Source organism: Halorubrum sp. SD41, from assembly GCF_058630335.1.
Genome location: NZ_JBZVGZ010000008.1, coordinates 66,944 through 82,762 on the forward strand (window position 1 = coordinate 66,944; position 15,819 = coordinate 82,762).

The window sequence follows — 15,819 nt, forward strand, 5'->3', positions numbered from 1 at the left end:
AGCCGTTCACTCGAGACCGGCGAATCAATGACTGATCTGATCTGTTAACTACCTAATTCAACGCTAGTATTTTATATGTCTGAAGAAAAGTAATAATAGAAAATAGTATGAGTAAGACAGAGTCTGAAAAAGTGGTGTCCGTATCGTCGCGCGGGCAAGCCACAATCCCGAAGGAGTTCCGTGAGGAGTTGGGTATCGACACGCCCGGCCGTGTGAAGTTCATTCGGACCGAAGAGGGCGACATCGTTGTTCGCCCCATCCACTCGGTTACGGACCTGCGTGGGGTTCTGGAAGGGAAAACCGACGAGCAGGGGCGCTCAGCAACCGAGCGCCTCCAAGAGGAACGGACAGCGGACAAAGCCAGTGAAGAAGAGTTGCGGCGGCGCTACGCCGGTGACGACGAGGCTGACGCATGACCAACGGGGCTGAGATTCCCGAAACGATCGTCTTCGACGCCGAACCACTCATCGCCTATTTCTGTAACGAACCAGGGAGCGACACCGTCGAAACGTACGTTGAGGCCATCGAAGGCGCAGCAGACGGCTACATCTCGGCGGCCAATCTTGCCGAGGTCCATTATATTGTCCGGGCGATCGACGGCGAGGAGCGCGCTGATGCCGTCGTCGACGTTCTCGAGGAAAGTGGCATCCGTCGCGTCGACACCGAACAGACATGGGCGCCAGCAGCCGACTTCAAATTCCGCTACTCGCTAGCACTCGGTGATGCTTTTGCGCTCGGGACAGCAGCGCATGTCGACGGGGTGATCTTGGTCGGTGCCGACGACGACTACGACGACGTCACCGACGTCCCGATCACTCGGTTCCGGACCGAACCAGCTTGACTTCCTCTCACGACTCTCGTGGGCTCTCTCCTCTGTTCTCTACAGAGTCGGCCAAACCGGGTCAACCGACAAGCCAACCCATTTGGGGGTGGTTGGTGACGACAGACTGGCTGTGACCCGCTTTCCCTTCTTAACCGCGACCGGACCCACCGCTCAGTACTCGATCGCCGCGGAGTACCGATTCAGAACGGCCACGAGCCCGGCGCCGACGAGCGCGGCCAGCGCGAACCGCGGCGCGGCCGCGCGCCAGGACTCGCCGCTCTCGGCCAGCCGCGCAGACACCTCCACCAGCGGCGCGCGCAGCGCCCCGACGACGAGGCTCACGAGGAACGCGAGCGTGGCGGCCCGCGCCCGCGCCAGCGCGTAGCGGACGGCGTGCGCGATGGTGAATAGCCCGCAGACGCCGCCGAGGAGGAACGCCGCCACCGGCGGCAGCGTCTCGACGAGCGCGTCCGCGCCGTCGCCCAGCGCGAGCGCGCCGGCGGCGTCGACGAACCGCGCGACGACGCCGGACATGTACTCGTACTGGCCGAGGACGACGAGCAGCAGCGAGCCCGAGATCCCGGGCAGCACCATCGCGCTGACGGCGAGGCCCCCGGCGACGAAGACGACCGGTAGGGGGTTGCCGAGCGCGGTCGCCGCGACGCCGGACGCGAGGAACGCGAGCGCGAAGCCGGCGACCGCGGCGGCCTTCCGGCGCGGCGTCGCGAGGTCGACGTCGCCGAGCAGCACCGCGGCGCTGGCCGCGATCAGCCCGAAGAAGAAGCCGTACGTCGCCACCGGCTGGGTCGTGAGCAGGCGGTTGACCGCGCTCAACACGGTCACGACCGCGGTGCCGATTCCCCCGCCCAACACGAGGAGGAAGGCGCCGTCGACCTCGCGGAACGCGGCCCGCGCGTCGGCGCGGCCGCCCGGTCGGACGCCGGCGAGCACGCGGCGGGCGCGGTCGGGGTCGACGGCGGTGACCGCCGCGATCAGCCGCTCGTAGATCCCGACGATCAGCGCGATGGTGCCGCCGGAGACGCCCGGCACGGCGTCGGCGCTCCCCATCGCCACGCCCTTGAGGTATATCGTCGCCCACTCGCGGAGGTCGGCCATCTGCTCTGGAGAAACGCGGCCGCGGTAAAGAAGGGCCGGGTATCAGACGGCCGCATCGGCCGCGGCCTCGGCGTCCGCGGTCAGTTCGCCGCGGTCGCGGTCAGGTCGGCCGCGCTCGCGACCGGCTCGGCGCCGATCAGCGACCCCGCGTCGGTCGAGTTCGTCGAGTCGCCGCCGTCGCTTCCGCCGCCGTCGTCGACCGGGCACTCGGGGTCGCCGCTGGGACAGTCGATGATCCGCTCTTCGAGTTCGACCGTCGCCGCCGCGTCGTCGACGCCGACGACCTGGCCCTCGGTCACCTCGACCTGTCCGAACCGCTCGGTGGTGTACAGGTCGTCGCCGGTCGTCCGCTCGGTGGTAATGTTGTACGGCCCGGTCGCGCGGACGCTCGTGTTCGTGTACCCGTTCTCGGGGCCGAACTCGTCGTAGCCCGTCGTCGAGTACGGGAGCGTAAACTCGAAGGTCCCGTCCTCGTCGGCGGTCGCGTACTGCGTGTACTCGAACGTCTCTCCGTTCGGCTTCCGGAGCTCGACCGTCGCCTTGACCTCTTGGCCGGGCTCGGCACCCGACCCCTCGACGGTCGCGCCCGGAACGCGTTCGAACGTCTTGACGAAGTCGTCACGCAGCGCGCCGAAGAACGACTCGCCGAACGTCGCCTGGAGGTCGACGCCGAACCGCTGGGCGAGGATGCTCGCCTGCTGGGCGTACGGCGACCGGCCCGGCGCCTCCGTGGCGTGGACCAGCCGGTAGTGTTCGAGCGCGTCCAGCCGCTCGGAGGGGACGCCCATCACGCCGCCGACCTGCGCGGAGCCGTCCTCCTCGACGTACGCCTGCGCCGCCGAGAGGTTATCGAACCGGCGGATCGCCTGGCCTTCGCTCGGCAGGACCTTGATCTCGATCTGTTCGCCGGACTGGGTCTGTGCCGTCTGCGGCTCCCAGTCGACGACGACCGGCTGCGGTTCGACCGCGCTGCCATAGTGCTGGTAGAGCCGGATCATCTGGCTCTCGTGGTAGCGCTGCGTGCGCGTCTGGAGCGCGGCGCGGAGCCCGCCCTGCTGGCCCTGCGGGCCCTCCACGCGTTGGTAGAGCAGTTCGTTGAAGTCACGCACCGTCTCGTTGCCCGAGTAGAACGTGACCGGCGCGTTGAACTTGGAGTTCGGCGACGCCATCTGCCAGTCGACCATCACGTAGCGGGTGTCGTTGCCCTCGGTGCTCTGGCTCGCGAGCACCTCTGCGGCTTCTTCTTCGCTCGGCGCGAGCAGGTAGTCGGCCGCTGCGCCCGCGTTCTGCTGGAACGGGTTGGCGTTCGGGATGCGCTCGGCGCGCGTGGTGATCCAGTGGCCGTAGTCCCACCACGACTGGACGCCGTATGCGCCCTCGGGGTACTCGAAGTCACCGTCTGCGGGGCGCTCGTAGGTGCCGTACAGTTCCATCGGGTTGTCTGCGCCCTCGAGTTCACCCGGCTGGGGCGTCTCGTCGTTCATCCACTGGAGACTCTCGTCCCACTGGACGACGCTCCCGGGGTTACTGGAGTTGCCCGCCTGCCAGACCGGGGTCGCGACACCGACGAGGGGGACGATGAGGATCGCAAGGACAGCGGCGACGGTGAGCACCTGCCACCCCTCGATCTCGCGGACGGCCTCAAGCGAGGTAAGATCGAGAGCGTCGAGCGCCACCTGGAGGAAGTACGCCGTGCCGACAGCGACGACAACGGCGAAATAGTAGTTAAACCGGACCTGTGTGAACGCGGCGCTGCCGATGAACGCCGCCCACACGACGAAGTACAGCTCCTCGGCGTCGTACTCGACGAGCAGCGTCGCGCCGACGAGGAAGGCGGCGGCGATGAGCAGGCCGATCACCTGCCAGTCGACGCCGACGAGGCCGCCGATCGCGCCGTACGCCTGCGGGACCGCGTAGACGGAGCCGACGACGGCGAGCGCGGCCGGGATGTACAGCGTGTGGTTCGTGTCGTCAGAGCGGTAGAGCGGGCGCGCGAGGACGTAGAGGATCGCGGCGAGCGCGAGGAAGAAGGCGAGCCCGTACTGCGAGAGAACGAAGTTCGCGAAGGAAGCGCCTTGAAGTGGCGGTTGTGCCTCGCCGATGGTGCGGGCGCCGGCGCTCGCGGAGAAGGCAATAGTGTTGAGGAGGTTACTGATGATCGTCGACCATAGCGACGGAATCGCCAGCCAGACGAACCCCGCGGACGCGAGGATCAGTCCTCCTACCGCCGCGGGATAGGTGTCGGTACCGAGGTCACGTGCCTCCCACTGCCGAGCGAGCCACGCGAGGAAGACGGCGCCGAGCGCGACGGCGAGTGGGGTGACTATCTGAAGGAATGAGTAACCAGTTGGGCTGAAGGCAAACTCGTTAAGCGGGATAATCTGCATGACCCCTGTGACGGTCATCGCGACCGCTCCGGCGAACGCGACCGGCTCCGGGCTCTTCCCGTGGTAGGTATCGCTCGTGAGCTTCACCGCGAGGAAGATTCCCGTGAACCCGACCATTAGCACCCCTGGTTGCCACGTCCACATATAGAGGCCGAGCGCGACGCCGGCTGTGGCGGCGTAGGCGATCGGCTCGCGGAGCGCGTCCCAGTCCTGGTCGACCACGAGTTCCCACACGGGTTTCTCCCGTTCGGCGACCCCGAGCGCGACGAGGAACGAGAGGACGGCGGTACTCTGGAAGAGCACCTCGGCCGCGCTGTGGTCGGGGAAGCCGACAAGTGAGTACCGGAGAAAGGTACCAGAAAAGAGCGCAAGCGTCGCCGCGCCGGCGAGTGCGGGGACACGGTCAGTAAACCGTCGCGCGATGAAGTACGTCGGCACGGCGACGAGCGCCCCGGCAATCGGCGCCATGACGAGCATTACTTCCTCGGTGCTCCCCATGATCGGCCGGGCGATCCAGATGCTGACCGCCATGATGTGGTCCCACAGGGTTCCGAACTGGCCTGCGTTTGTCCCGAAGGGGAACCCGGTCCAGACGTCGTACGGAAGGGTGCTCGGATAGTTTTCGAGGAGATAGTTCGTCGTGCGGAGGTGATACCACGCGTCGTTGCCGCGGAAGTACACCTCGCCGTTCTGGATGAAGTTCCCGTACGACCGGAGTCGCGTCCAGAGCATGAACGCGAATACCCCGAGGAGGACCGGCACGTGGTACCACTGTTCGAGCAGATCGAACGGGGAGGAGTCCGATCCGTCCGGTGGGTCGTGTGATTCACTCATTACCGCAAGGGACTGTCAAAACGCGCATAAGGCTTGCCATCTCCTAACGAAACCTCGATTGAAAAAGGACGCCCGAGTGATCAGGCCGAGACGGAAGGCATAAACAATCTTAAAGAGACAAGTTGCCCGTGAAGGTCTCGGTCGTCCTCTGTACGTACACGCTGGATCGGTTCCCTGACTTCATGGAGGCCGTCGAAAGCGTACTCGCACAGACGTACGACCCGGTCGAAATCGTTCTCGTGAGCGACGGGAACGACGCTGTCGCCGACCGGATGAGAGAAGAGTACGGCGGTCGCGAAGGAGTTCGGATACACAACAACGACGAGAACCGTGGTATCTCGTACAGCAGGACGAAAGGCGCCGAGTTGGCGTCGGGCGAACTGGTCGCCTTCCTCGACGACGACGCCGTCGCAACGCCGGAGTGGATCGCGACGCTCGTCGAGACGTACGAGTCGACCGATGCTCACGCGGTCGGCGGCCGATTGGACCCCGAGTGGCTCGCCGAGAAGCCGTCGTTCCTGCCCGAAGAGTTCTACTGGCTCATCGGCTGTACGGAGCGCGGGTTCGCCGACCACCTCGAAGAGGTGCGGAACACGTACGGATCGAACATCGCGTTCGATCGAGAGAAATTCCTCGACATCGGCGGCTACGACGAGGAAACGGGCCGAAAAGGGGACAGTCACGTACAGGCGCACGAGGCGCCCGCGTGTATTCGGATGCGCGAACGATACGGTCGTGGCGTCGTGTACAACGACGAGGCTATCGTCTACCACAAAATCTTCGAGTACCGAACTGACTTTCGTTGGCTCGTTGGGCGCGCTTTCTGGCAGGGGTACTCGAAACGGGTGATGAACCTTCGACACCCCGAAGACGAGGGGAACGAGGGCGAGTACCTCCATGACCTCACGACGCAGTACGTGCCACAGCGACTCCGGAATCTGTTCGCTGATCCGACAGTCGCGAAGCTCACACAGCTGGTCGCGATGTTCGTCTTCACCGCCGTCGTCGGGTTCGGATACCTCTACGGACTCGCGACGTACCGCTGACACCGACTCAACAAGGCTTATCAGTCGAATCGGGCTATACCGCAACAATGGATACTGGTGACGACGCGCCGAAGGTCGGCGTCGTCGGACTCGGCTACGTCGGGCTCCCGCTTGCGCTGGCGTTCACCCGGGCCGGATACGACGTGGTAGGTGTCGACATCGACGAAGAGCGGATCGAAACGCTCCGGAACGGACGCTCCTACGTGACCGACATCTCTGACGCGGACGTGGAGGACGCCCTCGCGGCCGGGTTACAGGTAACGACCGAGTACGAGGCGTTGAACGACGTCGAGGGCGTGTCGATCTGCGTTCCGACACCGCTGCGAAAGACGGGACAGCCGAACCTCTCGTACGTCGCCGACGCGACAGAGCGCCTCGCCGAGGTGCTACCGGACGGCTGTACGGTCGTCCTCGAAAGCACGGTGTACCCCGGCGCGACGGAGGAACTGGTCGCACCGACGCTGTCCGAAAACGGCAAGACCGTCGGTGAAGACGTCTACGTGGCTTTCTCGCCGGAACGGATCGACCCGGGTCGAGAGGATTACGCGCTCACGGAAATTCCAAAAGTGCTCGGCGGGGTGACGCCCTCCTGTGGCGATCACGCGATGGCCCTGTACGAGCGGGTGTTCGATGAGGTGGTCCGCGTCGACTCTTCGACCGAAGCCGAACTGGTGAAGCTGCTGGAGAACACGTTCCGCGCCGTCAACATCGGGCTGATAAACGAGATCGCGATGATCGCGAACGACCTCAACGTCGATGTCTGGCAGGTCGTCGATGCGGCGTCAACGAAACCGTACGGCTTCATGCCGTTTTACCCGGGGCCGGGATTAGGCGGACACTGTATCCCTATCGACCCGCTATACTTGTCGTGGAAGGCCGGGCAACAGGGGATCCAAACGCGGTTCATCGACCTTGCCGATCAGGTGAACCGGGAGATGCCCGTTCACGTGGTCCGGCGGGTAAACGAACTCCTCAACGAAAAGGGGCTGGCGGTGTCGCAGTCGTCGATACTGATCGTCGGCGTCGCGTACAAGCCCGGAGTCTCTGACGTGCGGGAATCGCCCGCGTACGACGTAATCGGGCTACTAGAGGAACGTAGTGCGGACATATCGTACCACGACCCATACGTCCCGATATTTGAGGTCGAAGATGAGACATACAAGTCAGTTGACTTGACTGCGGCAGAACTTGAGGCGCACGATTGTGTGATTATTTTGACTGATCACGATCAGTTTGATATCGACCTGATTCTGGAACATAGTGAGTTGGTGTTCGACACCCGGAACGCCATTTCCAGTGGAGAAAACGTGAGGAAACTATGAAGAGTAAGTCCATAATCGGTATATTGGAGACGGCGAGGAAATTACTGTATCGTGGTCCAATCAAACGTGTTGCTGTATCCCTCGGACTCGAGAAACGCCTACGGAAAGGGTATTCTCGACTTCTTTCGGGATTTACCCTTGTAGATACAATAGAACTGGAGATCAAAAATAAAACTGCCACCTTCCACGTGACCAATGGGGTAGAAATACAGAGGTTTCAAGCGCTAATGGAGGAAAAGCAGATTATTGAATCCGTTCTGACAGACGTGACACCGCAAGATGTTTTTTATGATATCGGAGCAAACGTAGGGCTGTATACCTGCTTTGTGAGCCAAAAATCTGGGCAGAGTATTGCTTTCGAGCCACACCCAGCGAACCGAAACCGATTGATAGAAAATATAGATATAAACAATATTTCGAACACCAGTATTCGTCAAGAAGCCCTATCAGATACAACTGGAACCGCAGAGCTCGCAATTGCTGGCTCTGAAGCTGCTGGTGAAGGTGCCCACGCACTTTCGACCGGAAATGAAACAAATACGATTTCCGTCGAAACTATTAGAGGTGATGAATTAAATGAGATTCCAAAGCCGGATGTGGTGAAGATTGATGTTGAAGGGGCCGAATTAGCAGTTCTCCGCGGAATGGAAAATACACTTGAAAAATGTTCAGTCATATATTGTGAAACCCATGCCGATAAACTTGAAGATCGAGGTGAATCACATCAAGCGGTAGTTGATAAACTAAGAGAGTTAGGATTTTCAGTTAATATATTGAATTCTCGGGGTGAAGAGACATTCCTCCGTGCGACAAAATGAAAATTCTCTGGCTTCAACCATCTACAGGGGACAACGTTAGTACTCGCAGAGAACGAATAATTTACCATCTGGAGAAAGCGGATGTCGAGGTTACGCTTCAGGACGCCAGTGGTTGGGACGTGATATCTGTAATTTATGAAGCCTTGAGGGGTGACCACGACCTTATCATCGGCAACGTACGGATGGGCTTATATCTCGGATATCCACTATCAAAAATCTTGGATAAACCATTTATTGGTGATGTAAGTGACCCAATTTCGCAGATCTCAGGTCTCCCGAACCCCATATACAAACTACTTTATAAATACGAGTGGTGGGTTCTACGCCGCGCAAGGGTTGCGATGTTTGCCGAGAATGATTCATACCAAATGGCTCAGAATAAGGGAATTAATGCGATTTTGGCAAAAAATGCTGTCAATTACGGTATTTTTTCAGATCCATCTTCTGAGTCGATAGATTTTGCGCGTCAGGAGCTTGAGGGTGCTGGGGTAGACCTTGATTCACCGATTGCGCTTTATCCCGGTCGGTTCTCTTCGGCGTACCATATCACCGAAATTCTTGAATGCGCAGAACTAACCGAAGACTGGGAATTCGTTTTTATTGGTGAGCGTGGCCAGCAGGAAGCTGTGGAACGAGCGGCCGACCAAAGGTCGAACGTGTACTATATGGGATCGTTCACTCACGATCGCGTCCCAGGATTCCTCCACCATGCTGATGTCGGACTGTGTCTGGTTGATGTCGAACGACCATTAAAAATACTTGAGTACGGAGCCTCAATGCTTCCGGTACTCGGTATGCCGGGACATCTCCAAAGAGAGTTTTCGGAGGAGGAAATCTGGTTTGTGGAACCAATTCCCGGAGCGATCGCTAGCGGACTTGAACAGATACGGAATAACCCTGACGAGGCCAACCGGCGTTGTGAAAATCTTCGGCAGAAAGCAAACAAAAATAACTGGATCTCAGTTGCTGAGACCTATTTAAAGGCTATTCGAGAGGCTATTGATTAATTAGAGACGACGATTCGATACAAGTATATAAGTAGCAGAACTATCTCGCTTAACGATATAGATGATGAGCGAGACACATCAGGGAGAAAATTGTGAAATTGATCCAGGAACTACGATAGGGTACGAATATACCGAGGACGCAAGTCCGACGAAACTCGGAGATGGAGTGGTCATCCGCACCGGGAGTATTATTTATAATGATGTTACAATAGATGATAAAACACAGACCGGACACAACGTTCTGGTCCGAGAACACACCGAAATTGGCCGAGAGTGTATCATCGGGACAAATACGGTCATCGACGGCCACACAGACGTAGGAAATAGAGTGAGTCTTCAGACTGATGTTTACGTGCCTACACAGACGACGATTGAAGATCGAGTGTTTATCGGTCCCTGTGCCGTCCTAACGAACGATCCGTATCCGGTCAGACAGGATGTCAATCTCGAGGGACCGACGCTAAAGCAATCGGCATCGATCGGCGCGAACGCGACGATCCTTCCTGGAGTCACAGTAGGAGAACAGGCCTTCGTCGCAGCCGGGGCCGTCGTCACAGAAGACGTACCAGCCGAGACGCTCGCAGTCGGCGCACCCGCGACATTCAAACCGCTCCCCGAGAAACTACAGAGTGAGAACGATACTTAATGATTCCAATCGCTGATCCACAATTGGATGACGCGGAGTTGGAACGTATACACTCCGTAGTTGATAGTGGGATGATCGCTGACGGTCCCGAGGTTCGCTCTTTCGAAGACGAATTCGCCTCGTTTTGTGATACTGAACACGCAGTTGCGACTTCAAACGGAACTACAGCACTCCATACCGCGTTGGAGGCTCTCGGGCTAGGAGAGGGGGACACCGTCCTCACGACGCCGTTCTCCTTCGTCGCGAGCGCGAACGCGATTCGTCTCGCAGGCGCAGAGCCTATCTTCGCAGACATTGACCCCGAAACATTCCTCCTTGACCCTGATACTGTCCGAGATGTAATTGAGAAACACGGCGATGTCGACGCAATCGTTGTAGTTCATCTCTATGGCCTCGCTGCGGACATGGATGCGTTTCAATCAATCGCCGATGAGTACGATTTGTTGTTGATTGAGGACACGGCTCAGGCTCACGGAGCAAAATATAAAGGATCTCGTGTTGGCTCGTTCGGAGACGCTGCTTGCTTTTCATTTTATCCTACAAAGAATATGACGACCGCAGAAGGGGGAATGATAACGACGGACCGAGAGGATATTCGCGATAGAGCGAGACGGTTCGTCAATCACGGTCGTTCTGACAACTACGAGCACGTTGAACTTGGTCATAACTTCAGAATGACAAGCGTTGCCGCAGCTATCGGCCGTGCTCAGCTAGAGAAGCTTCCCGACTTTACTGTGGCTCGTCGCCGAAACGCTGCTGCTCTGAATGAAGGGTTACAGACTAGTCCGGTCGACACACCAACAGAACCAGAAGAGCGTAAACACGTTTATCATCAATACACAATTCGTGCGGGTCGCCGAGATGAGCTTATAGAATACCTCGAAAGTGCTGACGTTGGTTCGGGGATTTATTATCCGACTTGTATTCATCGGCAACCGGCGTATTCACACGTGTCCGACCAATTTCCGATCGCCGAGCGTACAACCGAGGCAGTTCTTTCCCTGCCAGTCCATCCCGCAGTAAGTGACTCGGACATCGAAACAATCACAACGGTTGTAAGAGAGTTCTACTCCGATGACTGACTCTACGCTCTCGGTCGGAGTGATCGGTGTCGGGGCTATGGGCCAACATCACGCACGTGTATATAGTGAACTCGCAGAATCAACTCTTGTCGGAGTGTACGACGCGGATTCAGAACGGGCGGAACAGATCGCTGCTGAGTACGGCACTGATGCGATTTCTATTGACGAGCTGACTACGAGCGCTGATGCGGTTTCGATCGCGGTTCCGACCAAGTATCACTACGAAATTGCCCGCAGGTGTATTGAAAACGGACTCTCAGTTCTCGTTGAGAAACCATTCGTTTCCAATATCAAAGAAGGTGAAAAGCTGATTGACCTTGCCGAACAACGCGGGGTACAGATCCAAGTAGGTCACATTGAGCGATTCAACCCTGCCGTAGAGGCGCTTGCTGATATTGTACCACAACTTGATGTCACAGCCGTTGACGCCAATCGGCTTGGGCCGGACCCAGGTCGCGACATCAAGGACACGGTCGTTTCGGATCTTATGATTCACGATGTCGACATCGTGTTGTCGTTGATTGACGCCGAGATCGAGTCAATCCAAACCTCCGGAACCGCCGGAGGCCGTTACGCCGCGTCGACTTTGACGTTTTCAGATGATACCATCGCCTCACTCACCGCAAGTAGGCAGACTCAGAAGAAGGTTCGCGAACTAACTATCACGGCCTCCGACCGATTCGTCAAGGTTGACTACTTGGATCAATCTATCGAAATACACCGACAATCCGCCCCCGAATTTATTACGGACGACGGGAGCGTGAAGTACCGGCACGAAAGTATTGTTGAGCACCCGGCGGTCGAGAATGTTGAACCACTCAAGAACGAATTACAGTCTTTCTTGGAAGCAGTGACTGCGGATGAGACACCTGTTGTATCAGGAGCCGATGGACTTGAGGCCGTTAGAGTCATTCAAGAGATTGACAACCAGGCCTTCGGCACAGAGGAAGTAAATGAAACCGTACAATAACAGCGAAGGGAACATCCGGAACGCGTTCACTAATGGCGAAATCCCAGTCGCAGTCTACGGCCTCGGGAAAATGGGACTCCCGCTCGCAGCAGTCTACGCGGATATCTGCGGGTCGGTTACCGGCGTCGATATTGACGAGACAATCGTTGAATCCGTTTCGTCCGGTGTTTCGCACGTGGAGGGTGAGCCAGGGCTGGACGAGTTAATTCAACATACTGTTGAATCCAGTGCCTTATCGGCGACTACGGATGGAGAGAAAGCAGCGGCGGACGCCAGTATTCACGTTATTATTGTTCCGACGCTGGTTACAGACGACAATAATCCGGAGTTGTCAGTAATCTCTTCAGTCATCTCTGATATTGCTAGTGGCCTCGATCCGGGCGATGTGGTATTCATCGAATCAACGGTTCCACCACAAACGTGCCGAGACGTTGTGGAGCCATCTTTGGCTGAGGAGAGCGGCCTAGATTCTGACGAGTTCGGTGTGGCCTTCTGCCCAGAACGGACCTCAAGTGGTCGCGCAATCGAAGATATTCGCGGCGCATATCAGAAAGTCGTCGGTGGGACCGACAGCGAAGCGACGCGTATCGCGCAGGCCGTGTACGAGGAAATTAACGATTCTGGAGTAGTACCCGTTTCAGACGCAACCACTGCTGAGGCGGTCAAAGTCTTCGAGGGTGTTTATCGAGACGTCAACATTGCCTTGGCTAATGAATTAGCCAAACTCACCGACGAACTGGAGATCGACGTCCTGGAGGCGATCGAGGTCGCCAATACCCTCCCGATGTGTAATATTCATACACCGGGTGCCGGAGTTGGCGGTCACTGTATTCCGTATTACCCGTATTTTCTCATCAATCAATTCGACGGACCGACCCCCTTGATGGAGACTGCTCGGGACGTGAACGATTCGATGCCCGAGTTCGTGACTGAGAAACTGATCGACGGATTGACCGAGAGGAATACGGCGCTTTCGAACGCGACCGTGGTCGTGCTTGGTCTCACGTACCGGGCAGGGGTCGCGGAACTCAGGCATGCGCCGTCTATTCCAATTGTCGATAGACTCGTTACGCAGCAAGCGGACGTGTATGCCGTGGACCCGTTGTTGGAAGACTTCTCGGCATTTGATGGAGCCACACAGATCGATCAGGCAGAGCTCTATGAGGTGGATCCAGACGCGATTGTGTTAGTGACGGCACACAGTGAATTTGAATCAATCAATTGGGATCTGTTCGACAGATCGATGGTCATTGTAGATGGACGACAGGCGCTCGATCTAGAAGGGACGAACCACTGGGTGTACACGATCGGACGTGGGAAAAGCTCAAAATAGTTGTTCTAAACTCGACTCGATAGTTACCTAAGTGTCTCACATTCGTTCTACTCACTAGTTAACCTGTTATAAAGTTCAAGCAAAGAGTCCCGTTCGATCTCCCAAGAGTATTCGTTTTCAACTCGCCGTCGACCTGCCTTCCCCATTGATTTCCGGAGACTTTCGTCTTGAGAGAGTGTTTCGAGAACTGATGCGATTTCCGTTGGATCATCATACGGAACAATTTCGCCGCAATCGTTCGGAATATACGCTCGATTAGCGGTCGTATCGCTTGCCACCACTGGAATCCGTGAATACATATACTCGAATACTTTCGTGGGGACACCGTATTCATACGGTCCGGGATCGAGAAGTGCTAATCCAACGTCGGCAGCGGCGAGATATGAGAATACCTGGTCGTGTTCGACCCGTCCAAAAAATCGAACCGCATCACTCAGACCGTGGTTTTGGACGAATTCTCGGGTCTTCGCCTCAGTCTGCGCATTGTTGAACGGGCCAAGTAGCCACAGGCCTGCGTCGACACCGTTCTCTTGGAGAGTCCGAAGTACTTCCACCATCCGATGAACTCCCCGTGTCTGAGTGAGACCTCCGACATACACGAGGACGAAGTCATGTGATCTGGTTACCCCAGGAGTACCGATCTCGATGTTTTCGGTGATAGGAAAGTTGCGGACGAGCTGTACCGATTCGTGTCCCAATTCCTCGAAATCATCTTGAATCCATTCCGTGGCAGCGATAACGGCGTCTAACGGTCGGCAAAAGCCGGACTGTACGTGAGGGTAGATGTATTGGAAAAAGGGATTGAATACGTCTGGCGGAAACCCGTAATCCTGGAAAGAGATGTCATACTGTTCGTGACAGTCGTATACCACTCGAGCATTGGTACGTACCGCAAGAGCAGCACCCACTGGGAGTAGTCCAGGGTCGTGGAAATGATAAATATCTGCGTCAAGACCGTGGGCAATGTTATACATCTTCGGCAGGTCCACAAGGCGACCGAGATGTGAATTCGCGTTTTCAACAGAGATTATCTCTATTCCTCGACGAGATTCGTTGTGCGGATGATGCGCAACGAGACGTACCTCATATCCACTCTGTTTAAGCGTCTTAGCTTCTTTATGAAAGATTCGCGTATCATCAATCGGGTGTGCCGATGTGAGAATACATACAGATGTCATGAGCGCTAATGATAGTATTTCCGTATCAACCTTTTGGGAACCATCTCACACGTCGATATCTACGACAATACAATATGAATACGGAGTGTTATACTAAACCTCCGTCTATATCCACGTTCTCCATCCAATATCTGCCCACCTCCTGTACGGAACCGAACCAAGCTCCCTTTTCATACAACATTTCCAGTGCGTCTCGATAAGTATTGAATCTCTCCTCAATCGCTATCGAGCTTGGGTGCCAAGAAAGGGTTAGTATTCCACCGGTCTCAGCCACTTTATTAGCAAGCAATTCGACGTATTCTAGAGCTTTGTTCCTGTCCACTCCGAGCCCATTATCTCGAAATAGCGCAGTATCTTGAATAACTAGGGGGACCTCCACAACGGATAGGATTTCTCCGGTGGTTAGATCTTGAAGTTTCCAAGGATATGAACTTCCACGTCGAAACCCGACATTTCTATTAAAACCGAGAGAAGAATCATACTGAAAGCCAGCATCGTGATGGGTACGAGGCGTAATATTTGGGTCATAATGAAGATAGTGCTGCCTAACAGACTCCACATCGTCTGAAATTATGTTCTCCAGCGCAGCCTTCTGTCTTTGAAGTTCATTGGAATCTTCATACGCATACCAGCTTGGATGAAGACCGATCTCACAACCACTCTCATCTATTTCTGCTATCATATTTCTGACTTTACATTTTTCTCCGTTGAATACAATTTTGTCGTCATATTTATACTCGGAATCACTGATATGCGGTGTCTTCGTTTTTTCAGGCAAAACAAAGAACGTCGAATTTGCGTCGTACTCGCTCTCAAGCTCAAGCCACTCCTCATACCTGTGGTAAGGGTCCGCACCTGATTTGATTGCGTTTGATATGGAGTACGTTATCGCTCCTGTAACGGCTTTTAACGCGGGTATCGTTCCGGTTTCATTCAAATGCCCAATCTCAGAACTATTTTTATATCTCATCCGGGCTCGTAACATTCGTTTTCTCCATGACTGACGCCAAGAAAATTTGGACACGTGATCCAGATCATGGGTCAAACAGACGGCGAAGTCAGAGTCTCCGGGCCAATTAGGTTCTAACTGTCTACTAAGATCACATATTGGTGAATAGAGCTTCTGTTTTTTGTTCAATATATTGTATGGATAATCTGGAACTTGGATCTCTCTAAGCTCTTCCGCTGAAAAGTCGGTATATTCGTACCGTCCTTGGAGCAACTTTTCCACATCCAATTTATCAGTCATTTTGAACC

Annotated in this window: 14 protein-coding genes; 10 read left to right on the plus strand and 4 right to left on the minus strand. The window is 56.3% G+C overall.

The window, feature by feature from the left end:
* The first annotated feature begins 107 nt into the window (after positions 1-107).
* Together AC4NMM_RS05105 and AC4NMM_RS05110 are read left to right on the plus strand one after the other, a co-directional pair.
* A complete protein-coding gene (locus AC4NMM_RS05105) occupies positions 108-416 on the plus strand; it encodes an AbrB/MazE/SpoVT family DNA-binding domain-containing protein (RefSeq protein ID WP_491923687.1) in 309 nt (102 codons plus the stop codon).
* Positions 413-841, plus strand: coding sequence for a PIN domain-containing protein (locus AC4NMM_RS05110; RefSeq protein ID WP_491923688.1), 429 nt, complete (start codon positions 413-415; stop codon positions 839-841). Before AC4NMM_RS05105 ends, AC4NMM_RS05110 begins: the two co-directional genes overlap by 4 nt.
* A gap of 153 nt (positions 842-994) precedes the next feature.
* Here AC4NMM_RS05110 and AC4NMM_RS05115 read toward each other — a convergent pair whose 3' ends face one another.
* The gene (locus AC4NMM_RS05115; RefSeq protein WP_491923689.1) at positions 995-1,939 is read right to left on the minus strand and encodes a DUF368 domain-containing protein; all 945 of its coding nucleotides are present in this window, start codon (positions 1,937-1,939) and stop codon (positions 995-997) included.
* Positions 1,940-2,019: 80 nt separating this feature from the next.
* Positions 2,020-5,160: an oligosaccharyl transferase, archaeosortase A system-associated gene (locus tag AC4NMM_RS05120; RefSeq protein WP_491923690.1), complete on the minus strand. Its 3,141-nt coding sequence runs from the start codon at positions 5,158-5,160 to the stop codon at positions 2,020-2,022.
* A gap of 128 nt (positions 5,161-5,288) precedes the next feature.
* Here AC4NMM_RS05120 and aglG point away from each other — a divergent pair, with 128 nt between their 5' ends.
* From aglG to AC4NMM_RS05160, 8 genes are all read left to right on the plus strand, one after another.
* Positions 5,289-6,206 carry a glucosyl-dolichyl phosphate glucuronosyltransferase gene (gene aglG / locus AC4NMM_RS05125; RefSeq protein WP_491923691.1) on the plus strand — a complete coding sequence of 306 codons (918 nt, stop codon included), beginning with the start codon at positions 5,289-5,291 and terminating at the stop codon, positions 6,204-6,206.
* 47 nt (positions 6,207-6,253) lie between these two features.
* Positions 6,254-7,528 carry a nucleotide sugar dehydrogenase gene (locus AC4NMM_RS05130; protein WP_491923692.1) on the plus strand — a complete coding sequence of 425 codons (1,275 nt, stop codon included), beginning with the start codon at positions 6,254-6,256 and terminating at the stop codon, positions 7,526-7,528.
* A complete protein-coding gene (locus tag AC4NMM_RS05135; protein WP_491923693.1) occupies positions 7,525-8,346 on the plus strand; it encodes an FkbM family methyltransferase in 822 nt (273 codons plus the stop codon). Before AC4NMM_RS05130 ends, AC4NMM_RS05135 begins: the two co-directional genes overlap by 4 nt.
* On the plus strand, positions 8,343-9,353 hold the full coding sequence (locus AC4NMM_RS05140) for a glycosyltransferase (protein WP_491923694.1): 1,011 nt from the start codon (positions 8,343-8,345) through the stop codon (positions 9,351-9,353). The genes AC4NMM_RS05135 and AC4NMM_RS05140 overlap by 4 nt, the downstream gene beginning before the upstream one ends.
* 64 nt (positions 9,354-9,417) lie before the next feature.
* The gene (locus tag AC4NMM_RS05145; RefSeq protein WP_491923726.1) at positions 9,418-9,999 is read left to right on the plus strand and encodes an acyltransferase; all 582 of its coding nucleotides are present in this window, start codon (positions 9,418-9,420) and stop codon (positions 9,997-9,999) included.
* Positions 9,999-11,081, plus strand: a complete 1,083-nt coding sequence (locus AC4NMM_RS05150; RefSeq protein WP_491923695.1) for a DegT/DnrJ/EryC1/StrS family aminotransferase — start codon at positions 9,999-10,001, stop codon at positions 11,079-11,081. Before AC4NMM_RS05145 ends, AC4NMM_RS05150 begins: the two co-directional genes overlap by 1 nt.
* Positions 11,074-12,051: a Gfo/Idh/MocA family oxidoreductase gene (locus AC4NMM_RS05155; RefSeq protein ID WP_491923696.1), complete on the plus strand. Its 978-nt coding sequence runs from the start codon at positions 11,074-11,076 to the stop codon at positions 12,049-12,051. The genes AC4NMM_RS05150 and AC4NMM_RS05155 overlap by 8 nt, the downstream gene beginning before the upstream one ends.
* Entirely contained in the window at positions 12,035-13,384 is a 1,350-nt protein-coding gene (locus tag AC4NMM_RS05160; protein WP_491923697.1) for a nucleotide sugar dehydrogenase, read from the plus strand. Before AC4NMM_RS05155 ends, AC4NMM_RS05160 begins: the two co-directional genes overlap by 17 nt.
* Positions 13,385-13,431: 47 nt before the next feature.
* Here the strand turns inward: AC4NMM_RS05160 and AC4NMM_RS05165 are convergent, their stop codons facing one another.
* Together AC4NMM_RS05165 and AC4NMM_RS05170 are read right to left on the minus strand one after the other, a co-directional pair.
* On the minus strand, positions 13,432-14,562 hold the full coding sequence (locus AC4NMM_RS05165; RefSeq protein WP_491923698.1) for a glycosyltransferase family 4 protein: 1,131 nt from the start codon (positions 14,560-14,562) through the stop codon (positions 13,432-13,434).
* A gap of 88 nt (positions 14,563-14,650) precedes the next feature.
* Complete coding sequence (locus AC4NMM_RS05170; RefSeq protein WP_491923699.1) at positions 14,651-15,811, minus strand: polysaccharide deacetylase family protein; 1,161 nt, start codon at positions 15,809-15,811, stop codon at positions 14,651-14,653.
* Positions 15,812-15,819: the final 8 nt, after the last annotated feature.